This is a genomic window from Bacillus sp. FJAT-27231 (assembly GCF_001183975.1).
GTDB lineage: Bacteria > Bacillota > Bacilli > Bacillales > Domibacillaceae > Pseudobacillus > Pseudobacillus wudalianchiensis.
On sequence record NZ_LFZU01000001.1, the window covers coordinates 4155495 to 4177233 of the forward strand.

The 21739-nt window shown below is 41.9% G+C and carries 17 protein-coding genes and 1 rRNA gene (1 of these 18 running past the window's edge); 8 read left to right on the top strand and 10 right to left on the bottom strand.

Annotated elements, in window-relative coordinates; all coding sequences use genetic code 11:
* Positions 1-34: 34 nt before the first annotated feature.
* The 10 genes from AC623_RS19870 to rpmH form a co-directional block, all read right to left on the bottom strand.
* Positions 35-886, bottom strand: a complete 852-nt coding sequence (locus AC623_RS19870; protein ID WP_049665927.1) for a ParB/RepB/Spo0J family partition protein — start codon at positions 884-886, stop codon at positions 35-37.
* Complete coding sequence (locus AC623_RS19875; protein ID WP_049665930.1) at positions 879-1640, bottom strand: ParA family protein; 762 nt, start codon at positions 1638-1640, stop codon at positions 879-881. The genes AC623_RS19870 and AC623_RS19875 overlap by 8 nt, the downstream gene beginning before the upstream one ends.
* A 191-nt stretch (positions 1641-1831) precedes the next feature.
* Positions 1832-2701 (bottom strand): nucleoid occlusion protein, encoded by an 870-nt coding sequence (noc, locus tag AC623_RS19880; protein ID WP_049665932.1) that lies wholly within the window; start codon positions 2699-2701, stop codon positions 1832-1834.
* Positions 2702-2870: 169 nt separating this feature from the next.
* Complete coding sequence (rsmG, locus tag AC623_RS19885; RefSeq protein ID WP_049665934.1) at positions 2871-3587, bottom strand: 16S rRNA (guanine(527)-N(7))-methyltransferase RsmG; 717 nt, start codon at positions 3585-3587, stop codon at positions 2871-2873.
* Positions 3588-3612: 25 nt separating this feature from the next.
* Positions 3613-5502 (bottom strand): tRNA uridine-5-carboxymethylaminomethyl(34) synthesis enzyme MnmG, encoded by a 1890-nt coding sequence (mnmG, locus tag AC623_RS19890; RefSeq protein ID WP_049665938.1) that lies wholly within the window; start codon positions 5500-5502, stop codon positions 3613-3615.
* 20 nt (positions 5503-5522) lie between these two features.
* Positions 5523-6908 carry a tRNA uridine-5-carboxymethylaminomethyl(34) synthesis GTPase MnmE gene (gene mnmE / locus AC623_RS19895; RefSeq protein WP_049665940.1) on the bottom strand — a complete coding sequence of 462 codons (1386 nt, stop codon included), beginning with the start codon at positions 6906-6908 and terminating at the stop codon, positions 5523-5525.
* Positions 6909-7262: 354 nt separating this feature from the next.
* A complete protein-coding gene (gene jag, locus AC623_RS19900) occupies positions 7263-7886 on the bottom strand; it encodes an RNA-binding cell elongation regulator Jag/EloR (RefSeq protein WP_049665942.1) in 624 nt (207 codons plus the stop codon).
* Positions 7887-7897: 11 nt separating this feature from the next.
* Positions 7898-8644, bottom strand: a complete 747-nt coding sequence (gene spoIIIJ, locus AC623_RS19905) for a YidC family membrane integrase SpoIIIJ (protein WP_156187142.1) — start codon at positions 8642-8644, stop codon at positions 7898-7900.
* 93 nt (positions 8645-8737) lie between these two features.
* Positions 8738-9097, bottom strand: a complete 360-nt coding sequence (gene rnpA, locus AC623_RS19910; protein ID WP_049665947.1) for a ribonuclease P protein component — start codon at positions 9095-9097, stop codon at positions 8738-8740.
* 62 nt (positions 9098-9159) lie between these two features.
* Complete coding sequence (gene rpmH / locus AC623_RS19915) at positions 9160-9294, bottom strand: 50S ribosomal protein L34 (RefSeq protein ID WP_049665949.1); 135 nt, start codon at positions 9292-9294, stop codon at positions 9160-9162.
* Positions 9295-9931: 637 nt separating this feature from the next.
* Here rpmH and dnaA point away from each other — a divergent pair.
* From dnaA to AC623_RS19955, 8 genes are all read left to right on the top strand, one after another.
* Positions 9932-11275 (top strand): chromosomal replication initiator protein DnaA, encoded by a 1344-nt coding sequence (dnaA, locus tag AC623_RS19920; RefSeq protein WP_049665952.1) that lies wholly within the window; start codon positions 9932-9934, stop codon positions 11273-11275.
* 190 nt (positions 11276-11465) lie between these two features.
* The gene (gene dnaN, locus AC623_RS19925) at positions 11466-12602 is read left to right on the top strand and encodes a DNA polymerase III subunit beta (protein WP_049665955.1); all 1137 of its coding nucleotides are present in this window, start codon (positions 11466-11468) and stop codon (positions 12600-12602) included.
* Positions 12603-12755: 153 nt separating this feature from the next.
* A complete protein-coding gene (gene yaaA, locus AC623_RS19930) occupies positions 12756-12974 on the top strand; it encodes a S4 domain-containing protein YaaA (RefSeq protein WP_049665958.1) in 219 nt (72 codons plus the stop codon).
* Positions 12975-12994: 20 nt separating this feature from the next.
* Entirely contained in the window at positions 12995-14113 is a 1119-nt protein-coding gene (recF, locus tag AC623_RS19935) for a DNA replication/repair protein RecF (RefSeq protein WP_049665960.1), read from the top strand.
* A 170-nt stretch (positions 14114-14283) separates the two neighbouring features.
* Complete coding sequence (gene gyrB, locus AC623_RS19940; RefSeq protein WP_049665963.1) at positions 14284-16209, top strand: DNA topoisomerase (ATP-hydrolyzing) subunit B; 1926 nt, start codon at positions 14284-14286, stop codon at positions 16207-16209.
* A gap of 140 nt (positions 16210-16349) precedes the next feature.
* Positions 16350-18836, top strand: a complete 2487-nt coding sequence (gene gyrA / locus AC623_RS19945; protein WP_049665965.1) for a DNA gyrase subunit A — start codon at positions 16350-16352, stop codon at positions 18834-18836.
* A 100-nt stretch (positions 18837-18936) separates the two neighbouring features.
* Positions 18937-20022, top strand: a complete 1086-nt coding sequence (locus AC623_RS19950; protein WP_049665966.1) for an HD-GYP domain-containing protein — start codon at positions 18937-18939, stop codon at positions 20020-20022.
* Between the two features lie 293 nt (positions 20023-20315).
* Positions 20316-21739 (top strand): 16S ribosomal RNA (locus tag AC623_RS19955); it runs 130 nt beyond the window's last position.

Consider the following 21739-nt stretch of genomic DNA (forward strand, 5'->3'; position numbering starts at 1 on the left):
TAAAAGGAGCTGACGGTATCCGACAGCTCCCTGATTAATCCTTTTTTAATAAATCAAGTATTCTGTTTAAATCTTCTACCGATAAAAATTCAATTTCAATTTTCCCTTTTTGCTTATCTTTTGCCTGTTTAATATGAACAGACGTTCCGAACTGTTCTCTTAAAGCATCCTCACGTTCTTTTAAAAATAAATCCTTGGTTCTTTTCGGTTCAGATGTTTCACGTGAAACATCTTTATTCAACTGCTGAATCCACTTTTCAAGCTGTCTGACGTTTAATCCTTCTGCTACTGTTTTTTTCGCTGTCTCTATAGTCTGTTCTTTTCTTTTTAACCCTAGAAGTGCCCGGCCATGCCCCATCGTCAGCTTTCCTTCTGTTACTAATTCCTGCACTTCACTCGGCAAAGAGAGCAGGCGCAGATGATTAGCAATATGAGATCGGCTCTTTCCCATTTTCACAGCTAATTCTTCCTGAGTCAGATTTAATTTTTCAATAAGAGTTTGATACGCTGCCGCTTCTTCTAAAACCGTTAAATCCTCTCTTTGCAGATTTTCAAGAAGCGCCATCTCCATCATCTGTTCATCAGACAGCTTGCGGACAACGACAGGTACTTTCTCAAGCTTTGCTGCCTTTGCCGCTCGATAACGTCTTTCTCCTACTACAATTTCATAGCCTTTAATGCTTTTACGGGCAATGATCGGTTGCAGGATTCCGTACTCTTTAATCGATTTCTTTAATTCATTGATCGTTTCCTCGTTAAAAATTTTGCGCGGTTGATAAGGATTAGGCCGCAATTCCTTTAATTTAATCTCTTTTACTGCTTCTTCATTTTCTAACTCAAGGTCTTTGAAAATAGCATTAATGCCTCTTCCCAGCCCTTTAGCCATGGGCGGCCACCTCCTTTGCAAAATCTAAATACATCTCGGCCCCTTTTGAGCGCGGATCATATAAAATAATCGGTTTGCCATGACTAGGTGCTTCGCTGAGACGAATATTTCTTGGGATGATCGTTTGATAGACTTTATCTTGGAAATACTTTTTTACTTCCTCAATGACTTGTATTCCAAGATTTGTACGGGCATCGAGCATCGTAAGCAGGACGCCTTCAATCATTAGTTCCGTATTTAAATGTTTCTGTACGAGGCGCACGGTATTAAGCAGCTGACTTAATCCTTCAAGAGCGTAATACTCACATTGTACAGGGATAATCACGGAATCAGCCGCTGTTAAAGCGTTGACAGTTAACAACCCTAGAGACGGGGGACAATCGATTAAAATATAGTCAAAGTTGTCGCGTACCTCTTCAAGCGCTCTTTTTAACCGCAATTCCCTCGAAATAGTCGGTACGAGTTCAATGTCTGCTCCTGCCAATGAAATGGTTGCCGGTGCAACAAACAAATTTTCCGTAGCAGCAGGTTTAATAATGTCCACCATGTCGGTATCGTCTACTAATACATCGTACATACATTGATCTACATCGCCCTTCTCAATTCCCGTACCGCTCGTTGCGTTTCCTTGAGGGTCAATATCAATCAAAAGCACTTTTTTATCTAAAGAAGCTAAACAAGCTCCGAGGTTAACAGAAGTAGTTGTTTTTCCCACTCCTCCTTTTTGGTTCGCTATCGCAATGACTTTTCCCATCCGGCCCACCTGCTTTCTTCTATCCTAGTAATGTATATATTTCTATTTTAACAAAAATAGCCCTTCAGTTATCAATCCTGCTTAAAATACTTTTTTACTCTTCTGGCTATGTATGTTCCTGTTGACTATTCGATTTTAACATTTTTTGTATAGCAAAAAAGTGAGAAACCATCATTCGGTTTCTCACTTTACTATTTTTTAGGTATTTTAATTGTAATCTGATAAAAATCATCAAATTCTTCTTCCTGAGATTTCAGGTCAATCCCATTGTCACTGACCATGGATAAAGACTGCCGAATCGTGTTCACGGCTATTCTGACATCTTTGCTAAAAGCTTTACGGCGGGGTTTTGCCTTTTGCTTTGGTGTGTCAAGCAGTTGAATAACCCGGTCCTCGGTTTGTTTGACGTTTAACTGTTTTTCAATAACCTCGTTCATGACTTGCACTTGTTTTTCCGGATTTTTTAATGGAATCAGTGCTCTTGCATGGCGCTCTGTGATTTTCTTTTGTGCCAAAGCGTCTTGAACCTCTTGCGGCAGCTTTAATAGCCGCAGCTTATTGGCTACAGTTGATTGTCCTTTTCCTAGACGCTGGGCAAGCGCTTCTTGAGTCAGCCCATGAAGCTCAAGCAATTTGCCATAAGCAATCGCTTCTTCAATTGGCGATAACTCTTCTCTTTGTAAGTTTTCTATTAAAGCAACCGAAGCAGTCTCGGTATCAGTTAAATTATTAATAATGGCCGGAACAGTTTCCCATTTTAAGGTTTGAACTGCTCGCCACCGACGCTCACCGGCAATCAACTCATATTTTCCGTCTTCCGTTTCCCGGACAACAATCGGTTGAATGATACCGTGAATATGGATGGTTCTAGCCAGCTCTTCTATCTTTCCATCGTCAAAAATTGTTCTTGGCTGGAAGCGGTTCGGCATAATTAAGGACACCGGGATTTGTTTAACTGCCTCTCTCTCCGCTGCTGATTCTTCTACTAACGCTACTTCTCTTGGCTGCTCTTCTGCTGCTTTTTCCCCCATATTAAAAAAACGAGAGAAACGACGCTTCATGATCCCTACACCACCTTTAACGGACTCCCTTTAATACCTATTCTCTCTTTTACCTTCTTGTTCCTTCTTCTTGGAACTGCTTTTTTACTGAATCTCAAAAAAGTGAAGTTATCCACAAGTGGATAACTTCAAAATGCAGACCATACTTTATAGACTAGCAGTCTGAACATTACTCAATTGGTGACTTATTTGGCGTTCCAGGCTTTCTTGGGTACTTTTTCGGTGTTGCTTTTGTTTTATCAATCACCATAATAGTCCGCTCACTCTCTTCAACAGGGAGCAAAAACGAATGCTCTTCCCGCAAACGGCCTCCAAGTATCGTAAGTGCTTTGTGGCTATTTTTTAGTTCCTCTTGAGCACTGGCTGCTTTCATCGCTAAAAAGACTCCACCTACTTTTGCGAGCGGCAAGCACAATTCACTTAACACCGACATACGGGCAACGGCACGGGCCATCACCACATCGTATTGTTCTCTATGCTCAGGCAATCTTCCAAAGGTTTCAGCACGATCGTGATAAAAATGCACGTCCTTTAATTGTAGCTGCTCAGCTAAATGATTCAAAAAACTGATTCGTTTATTGAGTGAATCAACGATTGTAACTTGAATGTCTGGAAAAGCAATCTTTAATGGAATACTTGGAAATCCGGCCCCTGCTCCAACATCACAAATAGCAGGGCTGCCGGAAAAGTCAAAGTAAAACGCTGCAGAAAGCGAATCATAGAAGTGCTTCAAATACACTTCTTCTTCGTCCGTAATCGCAGTTAAATTCATCTTCTCGTTCCACTCAACGAGCAATTGATAGTACAAATTAAATTGCTCTAGCTGCGAAGCAGAGAGCTGAATCCCTTTTTCTGCGAGCTGTTGCTGAAATTGTTCTTTATTCACTTGGCTACCATCCCTTCAACTGCACTTAATTAGCGGTACGGGCAATACGTCCTTGTTCAATATAAACAAGCAAAATGGAAATGTCAGCAGGGTTAACACCTGAAATCCGGGAGGCTTGGGCAATCGAAAGCGGTCTTACTTCTTTCAAATTATGACGTGCCTCTGTAGCGAGACCATTGATCGCATCGTAATCAATATTTTCCGGTATTTTTTTGTTTTCCATTTTCTTTAGCTTTTCCACTTGTTGAAGGGATTTTTCAATGTATCCTTCATATTTAATTTGAATTTCTACTTGTTCTTCTACTTCAGCCTCAAGAGCTTGAGAAGCAGGAACAAGTTGTTTTAAGTGGTGGTAATGCATTTCCGGACGTTTTAAGAGGTCAGTAGCCCGGATGCCATCTTTTAACTCGCTGCCGCCAGCTTCACGGATGATCGCTTGTGTTTCTTCATTAGGCTTGATAATAATTGATTTCAAGCGGTCTATTTCCCCGGCAATAGCTTCTTTCTTCGCTAAGAATCGCTCATATCGTTCTTGGGAAATCAAACCGATTCGATAACCAATTTCCGTCAAACGCAAATCAGCGTTGTCATGGCGAAGAAGGAGACGATATTCTGCGCGCGAAGTAAGCAGACGATATGGCTCGCTCGTCCCCTTTGTTACAAGATCATCGATCAATACGCCAATATAGGCATCTGAACGGCTCAAAATCACTTCTTCTTTGCCAAGAACACGGCAAGCAGCATTAATTCCTGCCATCATTCCTTGGGCAGCCGCTTCTTCATAACCGGAAGTTCCGTTAATTTGACCAGCTGTATATAGATTTTTTACTTTTTTCGTTTCGAGTGTCGGCCATAATTGTGTCGGCACAATGGCATCATACTCAATCGCATAGCCGGCACGCATTAGCTGAGCTTTTTCAAGTCCTGGGATGGTTTTTAGCATCCGATATTGAACATCCTCAGGCAAGCTGGAAGACAAGCCCTGTACATACACTTCTTCCGTATTGCGGCCTTCTGGCTCTAAGAAGATTTGATGACGCGGCTTGTCATTAAAGCGAACGATCTTGTCTTCAATAGATGGACAATAACGCGGGCCTTTCCCTTTAATTACCCCAGAAAACATTGGAGAGCGATGAAGGTTTTCATTGATAATACTATGTGTTTCTTCGTTTGTATAAGTAAGCCAGCAAGGCAGCTGGTCTGTAATAAATTTTGTTGTTTCGTAACTGAAAGCCCGCGGTTCTTCGTCACCAGGCTGAATTTCTGTTTTGCTGTAGTCAATCGTCCGGCTGTTCACGCGCGGCGGGGTACCTGTTTTGAAACGAACTAAATCGAAGCCAAGCTTCTCTAAGCTTTCAGATAAACGGATAGATGGCTGCTGATTATTCGGGCCGCTGGAATATTTTAAATCGCCAATGATGATTTCACCGCGTAAAAATGTGCCAGTCGTAATAATAACCGCTTGCGAGCGATACACTGCCCCTGTTTGCGTGACAACCCCACGGCATTCTCCGTCTTCCACAATGAGATTCTCAACCATTCCTTGGATGAGTGTTAAATTCTCTTGATTTTCGATTGTCTTTTTCATTTCTTGCTGATACAGCACTTTGTCCGCCTGTGCTCTTAATGCCCGCACTGCTGGACCTTTTCCTGTATTCAGCATACGCATTTGGATATGTGTTTTGTCGATGTTCTTGCCAATTTCACCGCCAAGAGCATCGATTTCCCGCACAACAATTCCTTTAGCCGGACCGCCAATGGATGGATTACATGGCATGTAAGCAATCATGTCGAGGTTAATGGTAATCATTAACGTCTTCGCCCCTGCCCGGGCAGATGACAGTCCCGCTTCCACACCAGCATGTCCTGCACCTACAACGACAACATCGTATTGGCCAGCTTCATATTGTAGCATGTTTTTTCCTCCTTATTTTATTATTTTCCAAGACAGAATTGTGAGAATAACTGATCGATCAAGCTATCATGAACACTTTCACCAATGATCTCTCCTAATAGCTCCCACGTTCTCGTTAAATCGATTTGAATAATATCAATCGGTGTTCCCGACTGAGTGTTTTCAATTGCATCGGTAATAGCCGTCAGCGCTTGGTGAAGCAAAGCAATATGGCGGGAGTTGGAAACATATGTCATGTCCCCCGCTTCAATGGAACCGGAGAAGAACAAGGAAGCAATAGCTTCTTCCAGCTCATCAATCCCCTTTTCCTCTAGTAAGGAAGTTGTTACAAGCTGCTTCCCTCCTGCCAACTCTTTCACGCGTTCTATATCAATTTTTTGAGGCAAATCCGTTTTGTTTACAATCACAATCACGTCCATGCCTGCTGTTGCTTCAAATAGTTTCTCATCCTCTGCTGTCAGTTCATCAGAGTAATTTAACACAAGCAAAATTAAATCAGCTTCTTTTAACACTTGGCGGGATCTTTCCACACCAATCCGTTCAACAATGTCTTCTGTTTCGCGGATTCCTGCTGTATCCACAAGACGGAGCGGCACTCCACGCACATTTACATATTCCTCAATGACATCGCGTGTCGTTCCGGGAATATCCGTTACAATGGCTTTATTCTCCTGTACAAGTGCATTCAACAAAGAAGATTTTCCAACGTTTGGACGACCAATAATAACGGTTGATAGCCCTTCGCGTAAGATTTTTCCTTGTTCGGATGTACGCAAAAGCTTTTCTATTTCTTTTTGAACAAACGCTGCTTTTTCTAAAAGAACTTGATGTGTCATTTCTTCCACGTCGTCATATTCAGGATAGTCAATATTTACTTCAATGTGAGCAAGCGTTTCTAAGATTTCTTGGCGAAGCTTGCGGATCAGTTTGGAAAGACGGCCTTCCATTTGATTGAGCGCTACATTCATCGCCTTATCTGTTTTCGCACGAATCAAGTCCATAACCGCTTCCGCCTGCGATAAATCAATTCGGCCATTTAAAAAGGCTCTTTTCGTAAATTCTCCTGGTTCGGCAAGACGGGCTCCTTCATTTAAAACAAGTTGAAGTACACGATTAACAGAAACAATCCCCCCATGGCAGTTAATTTCTATTACATCTTCTCGTGTAAAAGTTTTGGGCCCTCTCATAAGCGAAAGCATGACTTCTTCTACTACTTGTCCTGTTTTCGGGTCAATTAAATGCCCATAATGTATCGTATGGCTGGCCACCTCGGTTAACGATTTCTTCGATGGGCTTTGGAAAACACGGTCGGCAATCTCCACCGCTTCTTCACCACTCAAACGAACAATCGCAATCGCCCCTTCTCCCATCGGTGTCGAAATAGCAGCAATTGTATCTAGATCCACTCTTCTCACCTCTTCCTTTTTTTGAAATCATATCTATAAATAAAGTGGAAATTTTTATTCTCAAACCATTAGGTTAACACAAGTCAGACGATTTAAAAAGAAGGCTGGATTGTCCACAGCCTTCTTTCAATCTTATCTATTTTAACTTATTCACGTGTGGATAACAATAACTACGCAGTCTCATTTATGGAATTTAAAGTAATAAAATAGTAAAATTAAAGAAACAAATGGAAAAAATTATTCACTTTGCTTGCTAACTAGTTTATCCACAGATGACGATTTTATCACCATAATAAAAAAGGCTTTCCCGGTCATTCTTTCTTTAGTAAAAGAAAGAACTTCCCAGGAAGGCCTTTATTTATTTCTAGGAGTAATCACTGTGTAACGATTTGGCTCAGTGCCTTCGGAAAATGTGCGGACCTGACGATTAGCGGCAAGTGCAGCATGAATAACTTTTCTCTCTGCAGCTGGCAGCGGCTCAAGACGAACTGGTTTCCTTGTCATTTCCGCTTTTTTAGCCATCCGCTTTGCCAAGGCAGTAAGCGTTTCTTCTCTCTTTTTCCGGTAATTCCCAGCATCTAATTTAAAATGTATAAAGTCGTTTGAATGACGATTGATGACGAGCTGAGTGAGCTGCTGCAAGGAATTTAATGTTTGTCCTCTTTTACCGATTAACAAGGCCATTTTCTCACCAGAGAGCGAAAAAGTAACCTGCTTTCCTTGCTTTTCTACGTGGATGTCTGGATGTACGCCTAAATGAGCAGCGATAGATAAAATATAACTTTTCGCCTCATCGATTGGATCTGCTTTGCGTCTCACTCTTATAGAAGCAGGACGCTGGCCAAACAGACCGAACAATCCTTTTTTTCCTTCGTCCAAAATGTCAATTTCTACTTGCTCTTCAGTTGCTTTTAATTGCTTTAAAGCAGATTGAAGAGCTTCTTCAACAGTTTGTCCGACAGCCGTAATCTCTTTCATCCATCCCCCTCCTAGTTATTAACTGAAGTGGTCTTGCTAGCATCAGGTCGATTAATGATCAATGTTTGGACGATCATAAAAATGTTCCCTACTACCCAATATAAGGACAGAGCAGCCGGCAAGTTCACAGCAAATACAATAATCATAATCGGCATCAGCCAAAGCATCATCGCCATTTGTGGATTTTGATTCATCGTTCCAGCCATCATTAATTTTTGCTGCAGGAAAGTCGTAATCCCTGCTACTAACGGAAGAACAAAAAATGGATCTGGAGAACCTAGGTCAAACCACAGGAAAGTATCCTGCTTAATCGCTTCTGTTCGCATAATCGCTTGGTAAAATCCGAAGATAATCGGCATTTGGATGATGAGCGGAAAACAGCCGGCAAGCGGATTAACGCCATGCTTTTGAAAAAGTGCCATCGTTTCCTGCTGCATTTTTTGCTGAGTAACAGCATCTTTTGACTTATATTTTTCTTTAATCTTTTGCATTTCAGGCTGCAGCATTTGCATTGCTTTTGTGTTCTTTGTTTGTTTGATCATTAATGGCAAAATAATTAACCGAATAATGATCGTAACGATCACAATCGACCAGCCATAGCTGCCTACTGCTTCGGCCGTTTTCGTAATAACGACTGAAAGCGGGTATACGACAAACTCATTCCAAAAACCTTTGCTGTCCGGCGTGATTTCTTTATTTACTTCTGTACAGCCGGCAAGTAGTACGGTGGTCACTGCTAAAAGAAGCAAAGTGATCATCTTCCTATTCAAACGCCCATTCCCCCTGTCAATCCTCTAGTGCGGCCGCCTTTTCAAGATGGCCACCTTATTTATTTTATTTTGTAATGATGTTTAATCAGGTTTGTATGCACTCTTATTTAATGCCTTCGCCCGCTTTAGCACATGAATGAGACTTTTCTTTACTTCGTGACCATCCATATCAGCTGCTGGCTTGCGGGCGATGACAATAAAATCGTGTCCCGGCAGAATCTCTGCTTTTAATTCAGTAAAGCTTTGTCTGACATATCGTTTAATACGGTTGCGTGTAACCGCATTTCCGACCTTTTTACTGACAGACAGCCCGATCCGAAAAGGAACATTTAACTCGTTTTTGTACATATATACAACAAATTGACGATTGGCAAAAGACTTTCCGCCTTTGAAAACTGATTGAAACTCACTGTCTTTTTTTATGCGGAACGTTTTTTTCATAGTCCATCACCTTCTCTTCGTCATTTTTTCTAAAAAAAAGACCACTGAGATTTTTCAGTGGCTTATGCAGATAATACTTTTCTTCCTTTAGCACGACGACGAGCTAGAACACGACGGCCGTTTTTAGAGCTCATACGGCTGCGGAACCCATGAACTTTACTTCTTTTACGCTTATTTGGTTGGTAAGTTCTTTTCATTATAAAACACCTCCCTGAAGGAATGGAAAATTTAACGTTAAAGACAGTCTTTTTGATTATAAAGACGAACTCTTTTCCTGTCAATACCTAAACAAAAAGCAAGAAAATTTGCTTTCCTCCTGAAAGAGACCGTTTCTTCCCTTATTTAACTTGTTTCTTCCCTTTTTGACACTCTATACATATAGATCGTTCCAATGAAACAGCTGCCTTGTCCATAAGTTCACATCAGCTTTTCAAACAGCTGTGGATAATTTTCGACAGTTTTTTTCTTATACACAGACGTTACTGACAACTTTTACACAAATACCCCCTTGTGGAAAAGTTTTTTTGCACAGGGTGTAGCAGTTGTGGATAAATTTTATAGAGCATTGCATGAAAGTACTTTTTCTGCTATCATTACTTTGTTTTCACTCTGAATAAGTATTTCAAAAGCTTAACTTATCCACAATTGTTAATAAGATGTTGATAAGTTATTCAACCTCTTTGTATAAAAATGTCCACAAGCTGTTAACAATGTCGAAAAACTATTTTTCTCTTATTTATATATTTAACCACAATCATTTAATTGCATAAATATAAATTCAAACGAAAAACTGTTATATAACAAACAAAATTTTGATTAGGAGGAGGGGGCCTTATGGAAAATATCGATGATCTGTGGAATAAAGCGCTGGAACACATAGAAAAAAAGATAAGTAAACCCAGCTTTGATACATGGCTAAAGTCGACGAAAGCCCATTCTTTACAGGGCAACTCTATTACGATTTCTGCTCCAAACGATTTTGCACGCGACTGGCTTGAAGGGCATTATTCTCAGTTAATTTCGGGAGTTCTGGGTGAAATTACAGGCGAAACGCTGTCTGTGAGGTTTATTATTCCTGAAAATCAGGCATCCGAAGAGTATGAAATGCCGATGCCAAACAAACGAAAAAAGAAAGAAGATACGCATGACTTTCCACAAAGCATGCTCAATCCTAAATACACATTTGACACATTTGTCATTGGCTCTGGCAACCGTTTTGCCCATGCAGCTTCTCTTGCAGTTGCTGAAGCGCCGGCAAAAGCTTATAACCCATTATTCATTTATGGAGGAGTAGGACTAGGCAAAACGCACTTGATGCATGCGATCGGCCATTATGTACTTGAGCATAATCCTGATGCGAAAGTTGTTTATTTGTCCTCTGAAAAATTTACAAACGAATTTATTAATTCTATCAGGGATAACAAAGCAGTGGAATTTAGAAACCGCTACCGTAATGTAGATATATTGCTAATAGATGATATTCAATTTCTTGCTGGAAAAGAATCAACACAAGAAGAATTTTTCCATACATTCAATACACTTCATGAAGAAAGCAAGCAAATTATCATTTCCAGCGACCGTCCTCCTAAAGAAATTCCAACGCTTGAGGACCGGCTGCGTTCACGTTTTGAATGGGGATTGATTACAGATATTACGCCTCCCGATCTGGAAACGAGAATTGCGATTTTACGTAAAAAGGCGAAAGCGGACAACCTTGATATTCCGAATGAGGTCATGCTTTATATCGCGAACCAGATTGATACAAACATCCGGGAATTAGAAGGCGCACTCATTCGTGTCGTCGCCTATTCTTCACTTATTAATAAAGACATTAACGCCGACCTTGCAGCAGAAGCGCTAAAAGACATTATTCCTAGCTCAAAACCAAAGGTGATTACGATCCAGGAGATCCAAAAGGTAGTCGGCGAGCAATATAACGTGAAGCTTGAAGACTTTAAAGCGAAAAAACGGACAAAATCCATTGCCTTCCCACGGCAGATCGCTATGTATCTATCACGTGAGCTGACCGATTTTTCCCTCCCTAAGATTGGAGAAGAATTCGGAGGACGCGACCATACGACTGTCATTCATGCGCACGAAAAAATTTCAAAGCTGCTGGACACAGATAGCCAGCTGCAATCAAAAGTAAAAGAAATACAAAGCATTTTACATTCTTAATAGTGTGCATAACTCTTTATAGGTTACAAACAGTCTGTCCACATGTGGATAGACTGTTCTTACGTTTGTTTTTTAGGTTATCCACATATTCACAAGCCCTAGTACTATTACTATTATTTTTTAAAATATAAAGTTATTATTATATGCAGCAGCTATAAATATTATGCTCGAATAATGGAAGGAGAAAAAAATGAAGTTTTCGATTCAGAAAGATCGCTTTGCTCAAAGCGTGCAGGATGTTTTAAAAGCCATTAGCTCCAGAACAACGATACCGATTTTAACGGGGATCAAAATTGATGCCACAGAAGAAGGGATCAAATTAACTGGAAGTGATTCCGACATTTCAATTGAATCCTTTATCCCGAAAGAAGAAGAAGGAAAAATCATCGTAGAAGTTCAACAAACAGGCTCCATTGTGTTAAACGCACGTTTTTTTAACGAGATTGTGAAAAAATTACCTTCCGAAAAAGCAGAAATCGAAGTAGTTTCATCTTTCCAAACAGTCATTCGTTCCGGCCAAGCTGAGTTTAGCTTGAATGGACTGGATCCAGACGAATATCCTCATTTGCCGCAAATTGAAGAGGGTGAAGTATTTAAATTGCCGACAGATTTGCTTAAAGCTTTAATTAGACAAACTGTCTTTGCAGTGTCCACCTCAGAAACACGGCCAATCTTGACAGGTGTCAACTGGAGAATGGAAGAAGGACAACTTTTCTGTATCGCTACTGACAGCCACCGGCTTGCTTGGAGAAAAGCAACGGTAGAAACAGAGGCAAATGCAGAGTACAACGTCGTCATTCCAGGAAAAAGCTTAAACGAACTAAGTAAAATCCTTGATGATACACAGGAGCCTGTAGAAATAGTGATTACCGATAATCAAGTACTTTTCCGGGCGAAGCATCTGCTATTTTACTCTCGGTTGTTAGAAGGGAACTATCCGGATACGAGCCGCTTGATTCCAACTGATAGCAAAACAAAACTGAAATTAAACACGAAAGAATTCTTACAGGCGATTGATCGGGCTTCTTTATTGGCGAGAGAAGGTCGCAATAACGTTGTTAAATTATCCATGATCGACAATGAGATGATTGAAATCTCGTCTAATTCTCCTGAAATTGGAAAAGTAACAGAGCAAGTAAGAAGCGGAGAAATTGAAGGGGAAGAAATTAAAATCTCTTTCAGCGCTAAATACATGATGGACGCTTTAAAAGTACTAGAGGGTACAGAAATCAACATTCAATTTACCGGAGCTATGAGGCCATTTGTGATTCGTCCTGAAAATGACGATTCTATTTTGCAGCTTATTTTACCGGTACGAACGTATTAATTTACCTTATATCGTAAACAATATGGAAAAATAAGAAAGAAAAGGCTGTTTCATGAATGTGCAGCCTTCTTTCAATTGTTTCTTCTTTGTGTTAAAGGTGAAAATTTAGTAAAATAAAGTATTAGAGAATTTACTCGAAAGCAGTGAAAATAAATGGATAAAAAAGTAACGATCGAAACGGAATACATTCCTTTAGGGCAATTTCTAAAACTTGCGGATATCATTCAAACGGGAGGTATGGCCAAATGGTTCTTAAGTGAGCATGAGGTTTATATCAACGGAGAACTTGACCAGCGGAGAGGAAGAAAACTGCGTGTCGGTGATCGGGTAGAGATTCCGGGGACTGGCAGTTTTGAAATTGTGGGTTTATAAACTAAAAGGATGTTTTGCATATGCACATAACCGAATTGTCTTTGGAAAATTATCGGAATTATGCTTCTTTAAATATTGAATTTGAAAACAAAGTAAATGTTTTTCTCGGCGAAAATGCTCAGGGCAAAACAAATGTGATTGAATCCATCTTTGTATTAGCCATGGCCAAGTCCCACCGAACCTCTAACGATAAAGATTTAATTCGTTGGGAGACAGAGTATGCTAAAATAAAAGGAAGAGTGCAAAAAACGCAAGGATCTGTTCCGCTGGAATTGATTGTTTCAAAAAAAGGCAAAAAGGCGAAGTGCAACCATCTTGAACAGCAGCGCCTAAGCCAGTATATAGGGAATATGAATGTCGTCATGTTTGCACCTGAAGATCTGCATCTTGTCAAAGGCAATCCTCAAGTGAGAAGACGCTTTATTGATATGGAAATTGGCCAAGTATCTCCTGTCTACCTTCATGATATTAGTCAGTACTATAAAGTGCTCCAACAGCGGAATCGTTACTTGAAACAGCTGCAAATGAAGAAGACAAGTGATTTAACGATGCTGGAAGTGTTTACAGATCAACTCACTCAACTGGCGGTGAAAATTGTCAAAAAAAGGTTTGATTTTATCCAATTGCTGCAGAACTGGGCCCAGTCGATTCATTCAGGCATTTCGCGCGGGGGAGAGACGTTAAATATTTTATATGAGCCGTCTATTAATGTATCAGAAGAGGACGATCCGTCTAAAATGATTCATATGTTTGAAGAAAAGTTTCATATCCAGCAAAAAAAAGAAATCGAGCGGGGGATTACAATGTTTGGTCCGCACCGTGACGATCTTGTTTTTCAAGTTAATGGAAAAAATGTGCAAACATTTGGTTCCCAAGGGCAACAGCGGACAACGGCTTTATCTGTCAAGCTGGCAGAAATTGAACTTATCCGTTCTGAAATCAAGGAATATCCCATTCTTTTACTTGATGATGTGTTATCTGAGCTGGATGATTACCGCCAGTCCCACTTGTTAAATACGATACAGGGAAGGGTACAAACCTTTGTCACAACAACGAGCATAGAAGGTATTAATCATCAGACCTTGAAGGAAGCCTCGACGTTCGCAGTGGAGCATGGGAGCATTTCCCAAGTGAAGTAAGCGTTCGAGCCTAATTGGATTTGGCTATTATTATAACCGAGCAATAAGAGTTTTTATTCTTTTTATCTTATACATGAAAAAACGAATATATGAAAATTATTTTCAAAAGTCTGTTGGTGACATGTTGTCAGCAGGCTTTTTAAAGAAAGAGCAGGTGAACGGATTTGACTATGGAACAACCTAATACAGCGAACCAGCCTTCTTACGATGAAAACCAGATACAGGTACTGGAAGGTCTAGAAGCCGTTCGTAAACGGCCGGGAATGTATATTGGTTCAACGAGTGGGAAAGGTCTTCACCATCTCGTCTGGGAAATTGTAGATAACAGTATTGATGAAGCGTTAGCAGGCTATTGCGATCAAATTCGGGTCATCATTGAAGAGGATAACAGCATTACAGTAAAAGATAACGGCCGTGGAATTCCGGTTGGTATTCAGGAGCAGACAGGACGTCCGGCAGTAGAGGTTATTTTAACTGTGCTGCATGCCGGCGGGAAGTTCGGCGGCGGAGGCTATAAAGTTTCGGGTGGTCTTCATGGTGTAGGGGCTTCCGTTGTTAATGCGCTATCCGAAGAACTTGAAGTGTTTGTTCATCTCAATAACAATATTTATTACCAATGCTACAAACGCGGAGTTCCACAAGAAGATCTCAAAATTATTGGTGAAACAGATTACACAGGAACGACTATTCATTTCAAGCCAGATAAGGAAATTTTTACAGAAACAACGGTTTATGAGTATGATACGCTGGCTAACCGTTTACGTGAGCTTGCTTTCCTTAATCGAGGCATCAAAATCATCATTGAGGATCGCCGTGAAGAAGGCAAAATGAATGAATATTACTACGAGGGCGGCATCAAGTCTTACGTAGAGCATTTGAACAGGGCGAAAGAAGTCGTGCATAGCGAACCAATTTATGTCGAGGGTACGAGAGATGGCATCTCTGCTGAAATTGCTTTGCAATATAACGAAGGGTTTGCGAGCAATGTGTACTCGTTTGCTAACAACATTAACACGTATGAAGGCGGAACACATGAGTCTGGCTTTAAAACAGCTTTAACACGTGTGATTAATGATTATGCCCGCAAAAATGGATTAGTGAAAGAAGGAGAAACAAATTTATCAGGGGAAGACGTGAGAGAAGGGTTAACAGCTATTATTTCGATCAAGCACCCTGATCCCCAATTTGAAGGACAGACAAAAACAAAGCTTGGTAACTCTGAAGCCCGGACAGTTACCGATGCGGTGTTCTCTGCCAAGTTTGAAACCTTTATGCTTGAAAACCCGACGGTTGCCAAAAAAATAGTTGAAAAAGGGCTAATGGCTGCCCGTGCACGGATGGCAGCAAAAAAAGCAAGAGAGTTAACACGCAGAAAGAGTGCGTTGGAAGTATCTAGCTTGCCTGGAAAGTTAGCCGATTGTTCGTCCCGCGATCCTGAAATCAGTGAACTGTTCGTAGTAGAGGGTGACTCAGCCGGCGGATCAGCCAAGCAGGGGCGTGACCGTCACTTCCAGGCGATCCTGCCGCTTCGCGGAAAAATTATTAACGTTGAGAAAGCTCGACTCGACAAGATTTTATCAAATAACGAGATTCGGACGATTATTACAGCTCTCGGCACGGGAATCGGTGATGAGTTTGATATCTCGAAAGCTCGTTATCATAAACTTGTCATTATGACAGATGCTGACGTTGATGGTGCTCATATTCGTACCCTCATGCTTACTTTCCTCTTCCGTTACATGCGGCAGTTAATTGAAGCGGGCTATGTGTATATCGCTCAGCCGCCATTGTATAAAATAACGCAAGGAAAGCGGGTTGAGTATGCATACAACGACCGTCAGCTTGATGAAGTTATAGCGAGCCTTCCAGAGAATGCGAAACCGGGATTGCAGCGTTATAAAGGGCTTGGAGAAATGAACCCAGAGCAGCTGTGGGAGACAACGATGAATCCAGATACGAGAACACTGCTTCAGGTTAGTTTAGAAGATGCGATTGAAGCGGATGAAACATTTGAAATCTTGATGGGCGATCGTGTCGAGCCACGCCGTCAGTTTATCGAAGAAAATGCCATTTATGTGAAAAACTTAGACATATAATTTCGAGGAAGAACGGTCCTGAAAAGAGCAAAAAGAACGAGCAGGATAGATCTTTGTCTATCCTGTCTGTCTTTTTCGAGCGGTCAACGTTCTCTTTTATGATTCGTATATTAAAAGTTCGTTAAAGGAGGTTCTTTTACATGGCTGAAACGCCTCAATCCAGAGTAACAGAAATTAATCTTAGCCAAGAGATGCGCTCATCGTTCTTGGATTATGCCATGAGTGTTATCGTAGCTCGGGCACTTCCTGACGTTAGAGATGGCTTGAAGCCTGTTCATCGCCGGATACTTTACGCGATGAATGACTTGGGTATGACAGCTGATAAAGCGTATAAAAAGTCTGCCCGTATCGTAGGGGAGGTAATTGGTAAGTACCATCCACATGGCGACTCTGCTGTATATGAAACGATGGTACGGATGGCGCAGGATTTTAACTACCGCTATATGCTTGTAGACGGCCACGGGAACTTCGGTTCGGTCGATGGCGACGCGGCTGCCGCGATGCGTTATACAGAAGCGCGTATGTCCAAAATTTCCATGGAATTATTGCGTGATATTACGAAAGATACGATTGATTATAAAGATAACTACGATGGTTCAGAAAGAGAGCCTGTCGTGCTGCCATCCCGTTTCCCGAACTTGCTCATCAATGGTACATCGGGTATTGCGGTTGGAATGGCGACGAATATTCCTCCCCATCAGCTTGGGGAAGTTATTGATGGCTTAATTGCTTTTAGTAAAAATGAAGAAATGTCTGTATTAGAAATTATGGAACATATCCCAGGCCCTGACTTCCCAACTGGCGGTATGATCATGGGAAGAAGCGGAATCCGCCGTGCATACGAGACAGGAAAAGGTTCTTTAATTATTAGAGCGAAGGTAGACATTGAACAACGGGCGAACGGCAAGGAAACCATTATCGTCAATGAGTTGCCTTATCAGGTAAACAAAGCGAGATTAATTGAAAAGATTGCTGAGCTCGTTCGCGACAAACGTATTGATGGCATTACTGACTTACGGGATGAATCCGACCGTAACGGAATGCGAATTGTGATGGAAATCCGCCGTGATGCTAACGCTAATGTTATTCTTAACAACTTGTATAAGCATACGGCCATGCAAACAAGCTTCGGCATTAACTTGCTGGCGCTCGTTGACGGCCAGCCGCGTGTGCTGAGCATAAAAGAGTGTCTCCATCATTATTTAGAGCACCAGCGGGTTATTATTCGCCGCCGCACAGAGTTTGAATTAAGAAAAGCGGAAGCGAGAGCACACATTTTAGAAGGATTAAGAATTGCTCTTGATCACATTGATGAAATTATTAGCTTAATCCGCAGCTCTCAAACGACAGAGATTGCTAAAAATGGATTGATGGAACAATTTTCTCTATCAGAAAAGCAGGCGCAAGCTATTCTTGATATGCGCTTGCAGCGTTTAACTGGATTAGAGAGAGAAAAAATTGAAGAAGAGTATCAAAACTTGATTCAATTAATCGGAGAGTTAAAAGCTATTTTAGCTGACGATGAAAAAATCTTAGAAATTATCCGTGAAGAGTTACTGGAAATCAAAGAGAAGTTTAATGATGTACGCCGCACTGAAATTATGGATGCTGGTGTAGAAGATATCATGGATGAAGACTTGATTCCTCGTGAGCAAATCGTGCTTACCCTGACTCATAACGGTTATATAAAACGTCTGCCTGCGTCTACTTACCGCAGTCAAAGACGCGGAGGGCGCGGCATACAGGGTATGGGGACAAACGAAGATGATTTTGTCGAACATTTGCTGACAACTTCTACCCATGACACGATTCTTTTCTTTACAAATAAAGGGAAAGTATATCGCTTGAAAGGGTATCAAATTCCTGAGTTTAGCCGGACGGCAAAGGGAATCCCATTGATCAACTTGTTAGAAGTAGAAAAAGATGAATGGGTCAATGCGATGATCCGGGTAGAGCAATTTGATGCTAATGCCTTTTTATTCTTCGCTACAAAATCAGGGATTGTAAAACGCACCCAATTGAAGGAGTTTGCCAATATCCGAACAAATGGGTTACGGGCTCTCAATTTAAGAGAAGACGATGAGTTAATCTCTGTTCGATTGACTGATGGGCACCAGCACATTGTGATCGGAACCCGTGACGGCATGATGATTCGTTTTGAGGAAGAAAATGTTCGTCAAATGGGACGGGTGTCTACCGGTGTTAGAGGCATCAGATTGTCACCTGATGATTGCGTAGTAGGTATGGAATTGCTTAACGAAGATGATTATGTTCTGATTGTGACAGAGAACGGCTACGGAAAACGGACGCCGGAAAAAGAGTACCGCATCCAAACAAGAGGCGGTAAGGGCTTGAAGACATGTAACATTACAAGCAAAAATGGTCCGCTTGTCGCCATCAAAACGGTGAACGGGGAAGAAGATTTAATGTTGATCACTGTTGGCGGTGTTCTCATTAGAATGGATGTAGATGATATCTCTATTACCGGAAGAAACACTCAAGGCGTAAGGCTTATCCGTCTGCATGATCAAGAAACGGTAGCTACTGTTACAAAAATAGCTAAAGAAGAGGAAGAGGAATTAGAAGAAGAGGTTTCCGATGAGGAAATCATTGAGCATCATGAATAAGTAAATAGAGTAATCTAAGCCGGGAGCTCCCGGCTTTTTTTATTTCTAATCTACCCATTATTTGTTAGAATATAAGTAAAAAACCTGGGGGAAAAGACGTATGTACGTGAAGGTGGAAAATTTAAAAGAGGGGCACATACTGTTAGATGATGTAATAGGAAAGTCCCCTGTGCCACTAATGGAAAAAGAGACTGCTTTAACAAATTGGCATATTAAAATACTTGAGGCATTTTTAGTGAATGAAGTAGCCATTGTCGAAGGGCAACTATCGGAAGTTGTTGCAAAAACAGAGACTTCAGAAGAGAAAAAGAGCAATAAGATAACCCCGGTCCCAAGTCAACGAACAGACTTTTTCCAGCACTACCTTCAAAGCGTGGAAGAACATAAAAAAGAATTTCAAAAATGGCAGGCAGGCAGCGGCGTTGATATCGTCAAGATTCGTGAAATGATTTTACCTTTGTTAGATAAGGCAATCGATAACCCTGATGTTTTTTGGAAAATCTCAAACTACGTAGAGAAAGGCAATTACATTTCTCACCACTCTATTTCCACCGGGCTATTAAGCGGCATGATCGCCATGCAGTTAGATTACGAAAAAGGAATGGTTGTTCAGTCGGCACTTGCTGGTACGTTGGCTGATTGTGGAATGGCCAGAATAAATCCGCGTATTTTACTAAAAGAAACCTCATTAACGGCTGGAGAAAGGAAAGAAGTCGATAACCATCCTTTCTTAAGCTACAAAATGGTAAAGGATATTAAATTGCTAAAACAGGAGGCAAAACTAGCGGTTTTTCAACACCATGAAAGGCTAGATGGATCTGGTTACGTAAATGGAGTAAAGGCAGAGAAGTTACTGCTAATTTCCCGTATTGTGGCATTAGCTGATGTTTTCCATGCTATGACAGCGGAACGTCCATACCGCGATCGTCAGCTTATTTTCAAAGTGCTAGAGATGTTTAGACAGGACTTCTTTGGTCAGTTTGACTTATCAGCTGTTAAAGCGCTAACGAATTTATTTACAAAGCTTCCTTCTGGCACAACGGTCCAGCTGTCAGATGGACAAATAGCAACTATTCTCTTTATGAAACAGCAGCAGCCAACAAGGCCGCTTTTGCAATTGCAGAAAGATGACACAATTTTAGACCTGGAGAAAAGAAGAGATCTTTATATCGAGAAGATTCTTTAATTTACTGCTCTGAAAGATAGTTGCTAATCTTTCAGAGCTTTTTTAGTCTATTTGCGCACTCTTGAATGATTATTTCTGTTTGCTATGTATTACTTTTCCATGAATCTATAAGGGGAAATAACTCATACTAAATAATTTATAAAAAAATAATAAAATCTGTTGACCAAATAAGTTAAAGGTGATATATTATAAAAGTCGCTTGAGTGCGACGCACTAAATTGAACATTGAAAACTGAACAAAATACATGCCAGTAAGTTAATTCTTATTTTAAATTATGAGCAAGTCAAACATCTTTTTGGAGAGTTTGATCCTGGCTCAGGACGAACGCTGGCGGCGTGCCTAATACATGCAAGTCGAGCGGACTTGACGGAGCTTGCTCTGTTCAAGTTAGCGGCGGACGGGTGAGTAACACGTGGGTAACCTGCCTGTAAGACTGGGATAACTCCGGGAAACCGGGGCTAATACCGGATATTCTTTCTTCTCCGCATGGAGAAGGATGGAAAGGCGGCTTCGGCTGTCACTTACAGATGGACCCGCGGCGCATTAGCTAGTTGGTGGGGTAATGGCCCACCAAGGCGACGATGCGTAGCCGACCTGAGAGGGTGATCGGCCACACTGGGACTGAGACACGGCCCAGACTCCTACGGGAGGCAGCAGTAGGGAATCTTCCGCAATGGACGAAAGTCTGACGGAGCAACGCCGCGTGAGTGAAGAAGGTTTTCGGATCGTAAAGCTCTGTTGTTAGGGAAGAACAAGTACGGGAGTAACTGTCCGTACCTTGACGGTACCTAACCAGAAAGCCACGGCTAACTACGTGCCAGCAGCCGCGGTAATACGTAGGTGGCAAGCGTTGTCCGGAATTATTGGGCGTAAAGCGCGCGCAGGCGGCTTCTTAAGTCTGATGTGAAAGCCCACGGCTCAACCGTGGAGGGTCATTGGAAACTGGGAGGCTTGAGTGCAGAAGAGGAGAGCGGAATTCCACGTGTAGCGGTGAAATGCGTAGAGATGTGGAGGAACACCAGTGGCGAAGGCGGCTCTCTGGTCTGTAACTGACGCTGAGGCGCGAAAGCGTGGGGAGCGAACAGGATTAGATACCCTGGTAGTCCACGCCGTAAACGATGAGTGCTAAGTGTTGGAGGGTTTCCGCCCTTCAGTGCTGCAGCTAACGCATTAAGCACTCCGCCTGGGGAGTACGGTCGCAAGACTGAAACTCAAAGGAATTGACGGGGGCCCGCACAAGCGGTGGAGCATGTGGTTTAATTCGAAGCAACGCGAAGAACCTTACCAGGTCTTGACATCCCGCTGACCGGTCTGGAGACAGATCTTTCCCTTCGGGGACAGCGGTGACAGGTGGTGCATGGTTGTCGTCAGCTCGTGTCGTGAGATGTTGGGTTAAGTCCCGCAACGAGCGCAACCCTTGATCTTAGTTGCCAGCATTCAGTTGGGCACTCTAAGGTGACTGCCGGTGACAAACCGGAGGAAGGTGGGGATGACGTCAAATCATCATGCCCCTTATGACCTGGGCTACACACGTGCTACAATGGATGGTACAAAGGGCTGCAAGACCGCAAGGTTTAGCCAATCCCATAAAACCATTCTCAGTTCGGATTGCAGGCTGCAACTCGCCTGCATGAAGCCGGAATCGCTAGTAATCGCGGATCAGCATGCCGCGGTGAATACGTTCCCGGGCCTTGTACACACCGCCCGTCACACCAC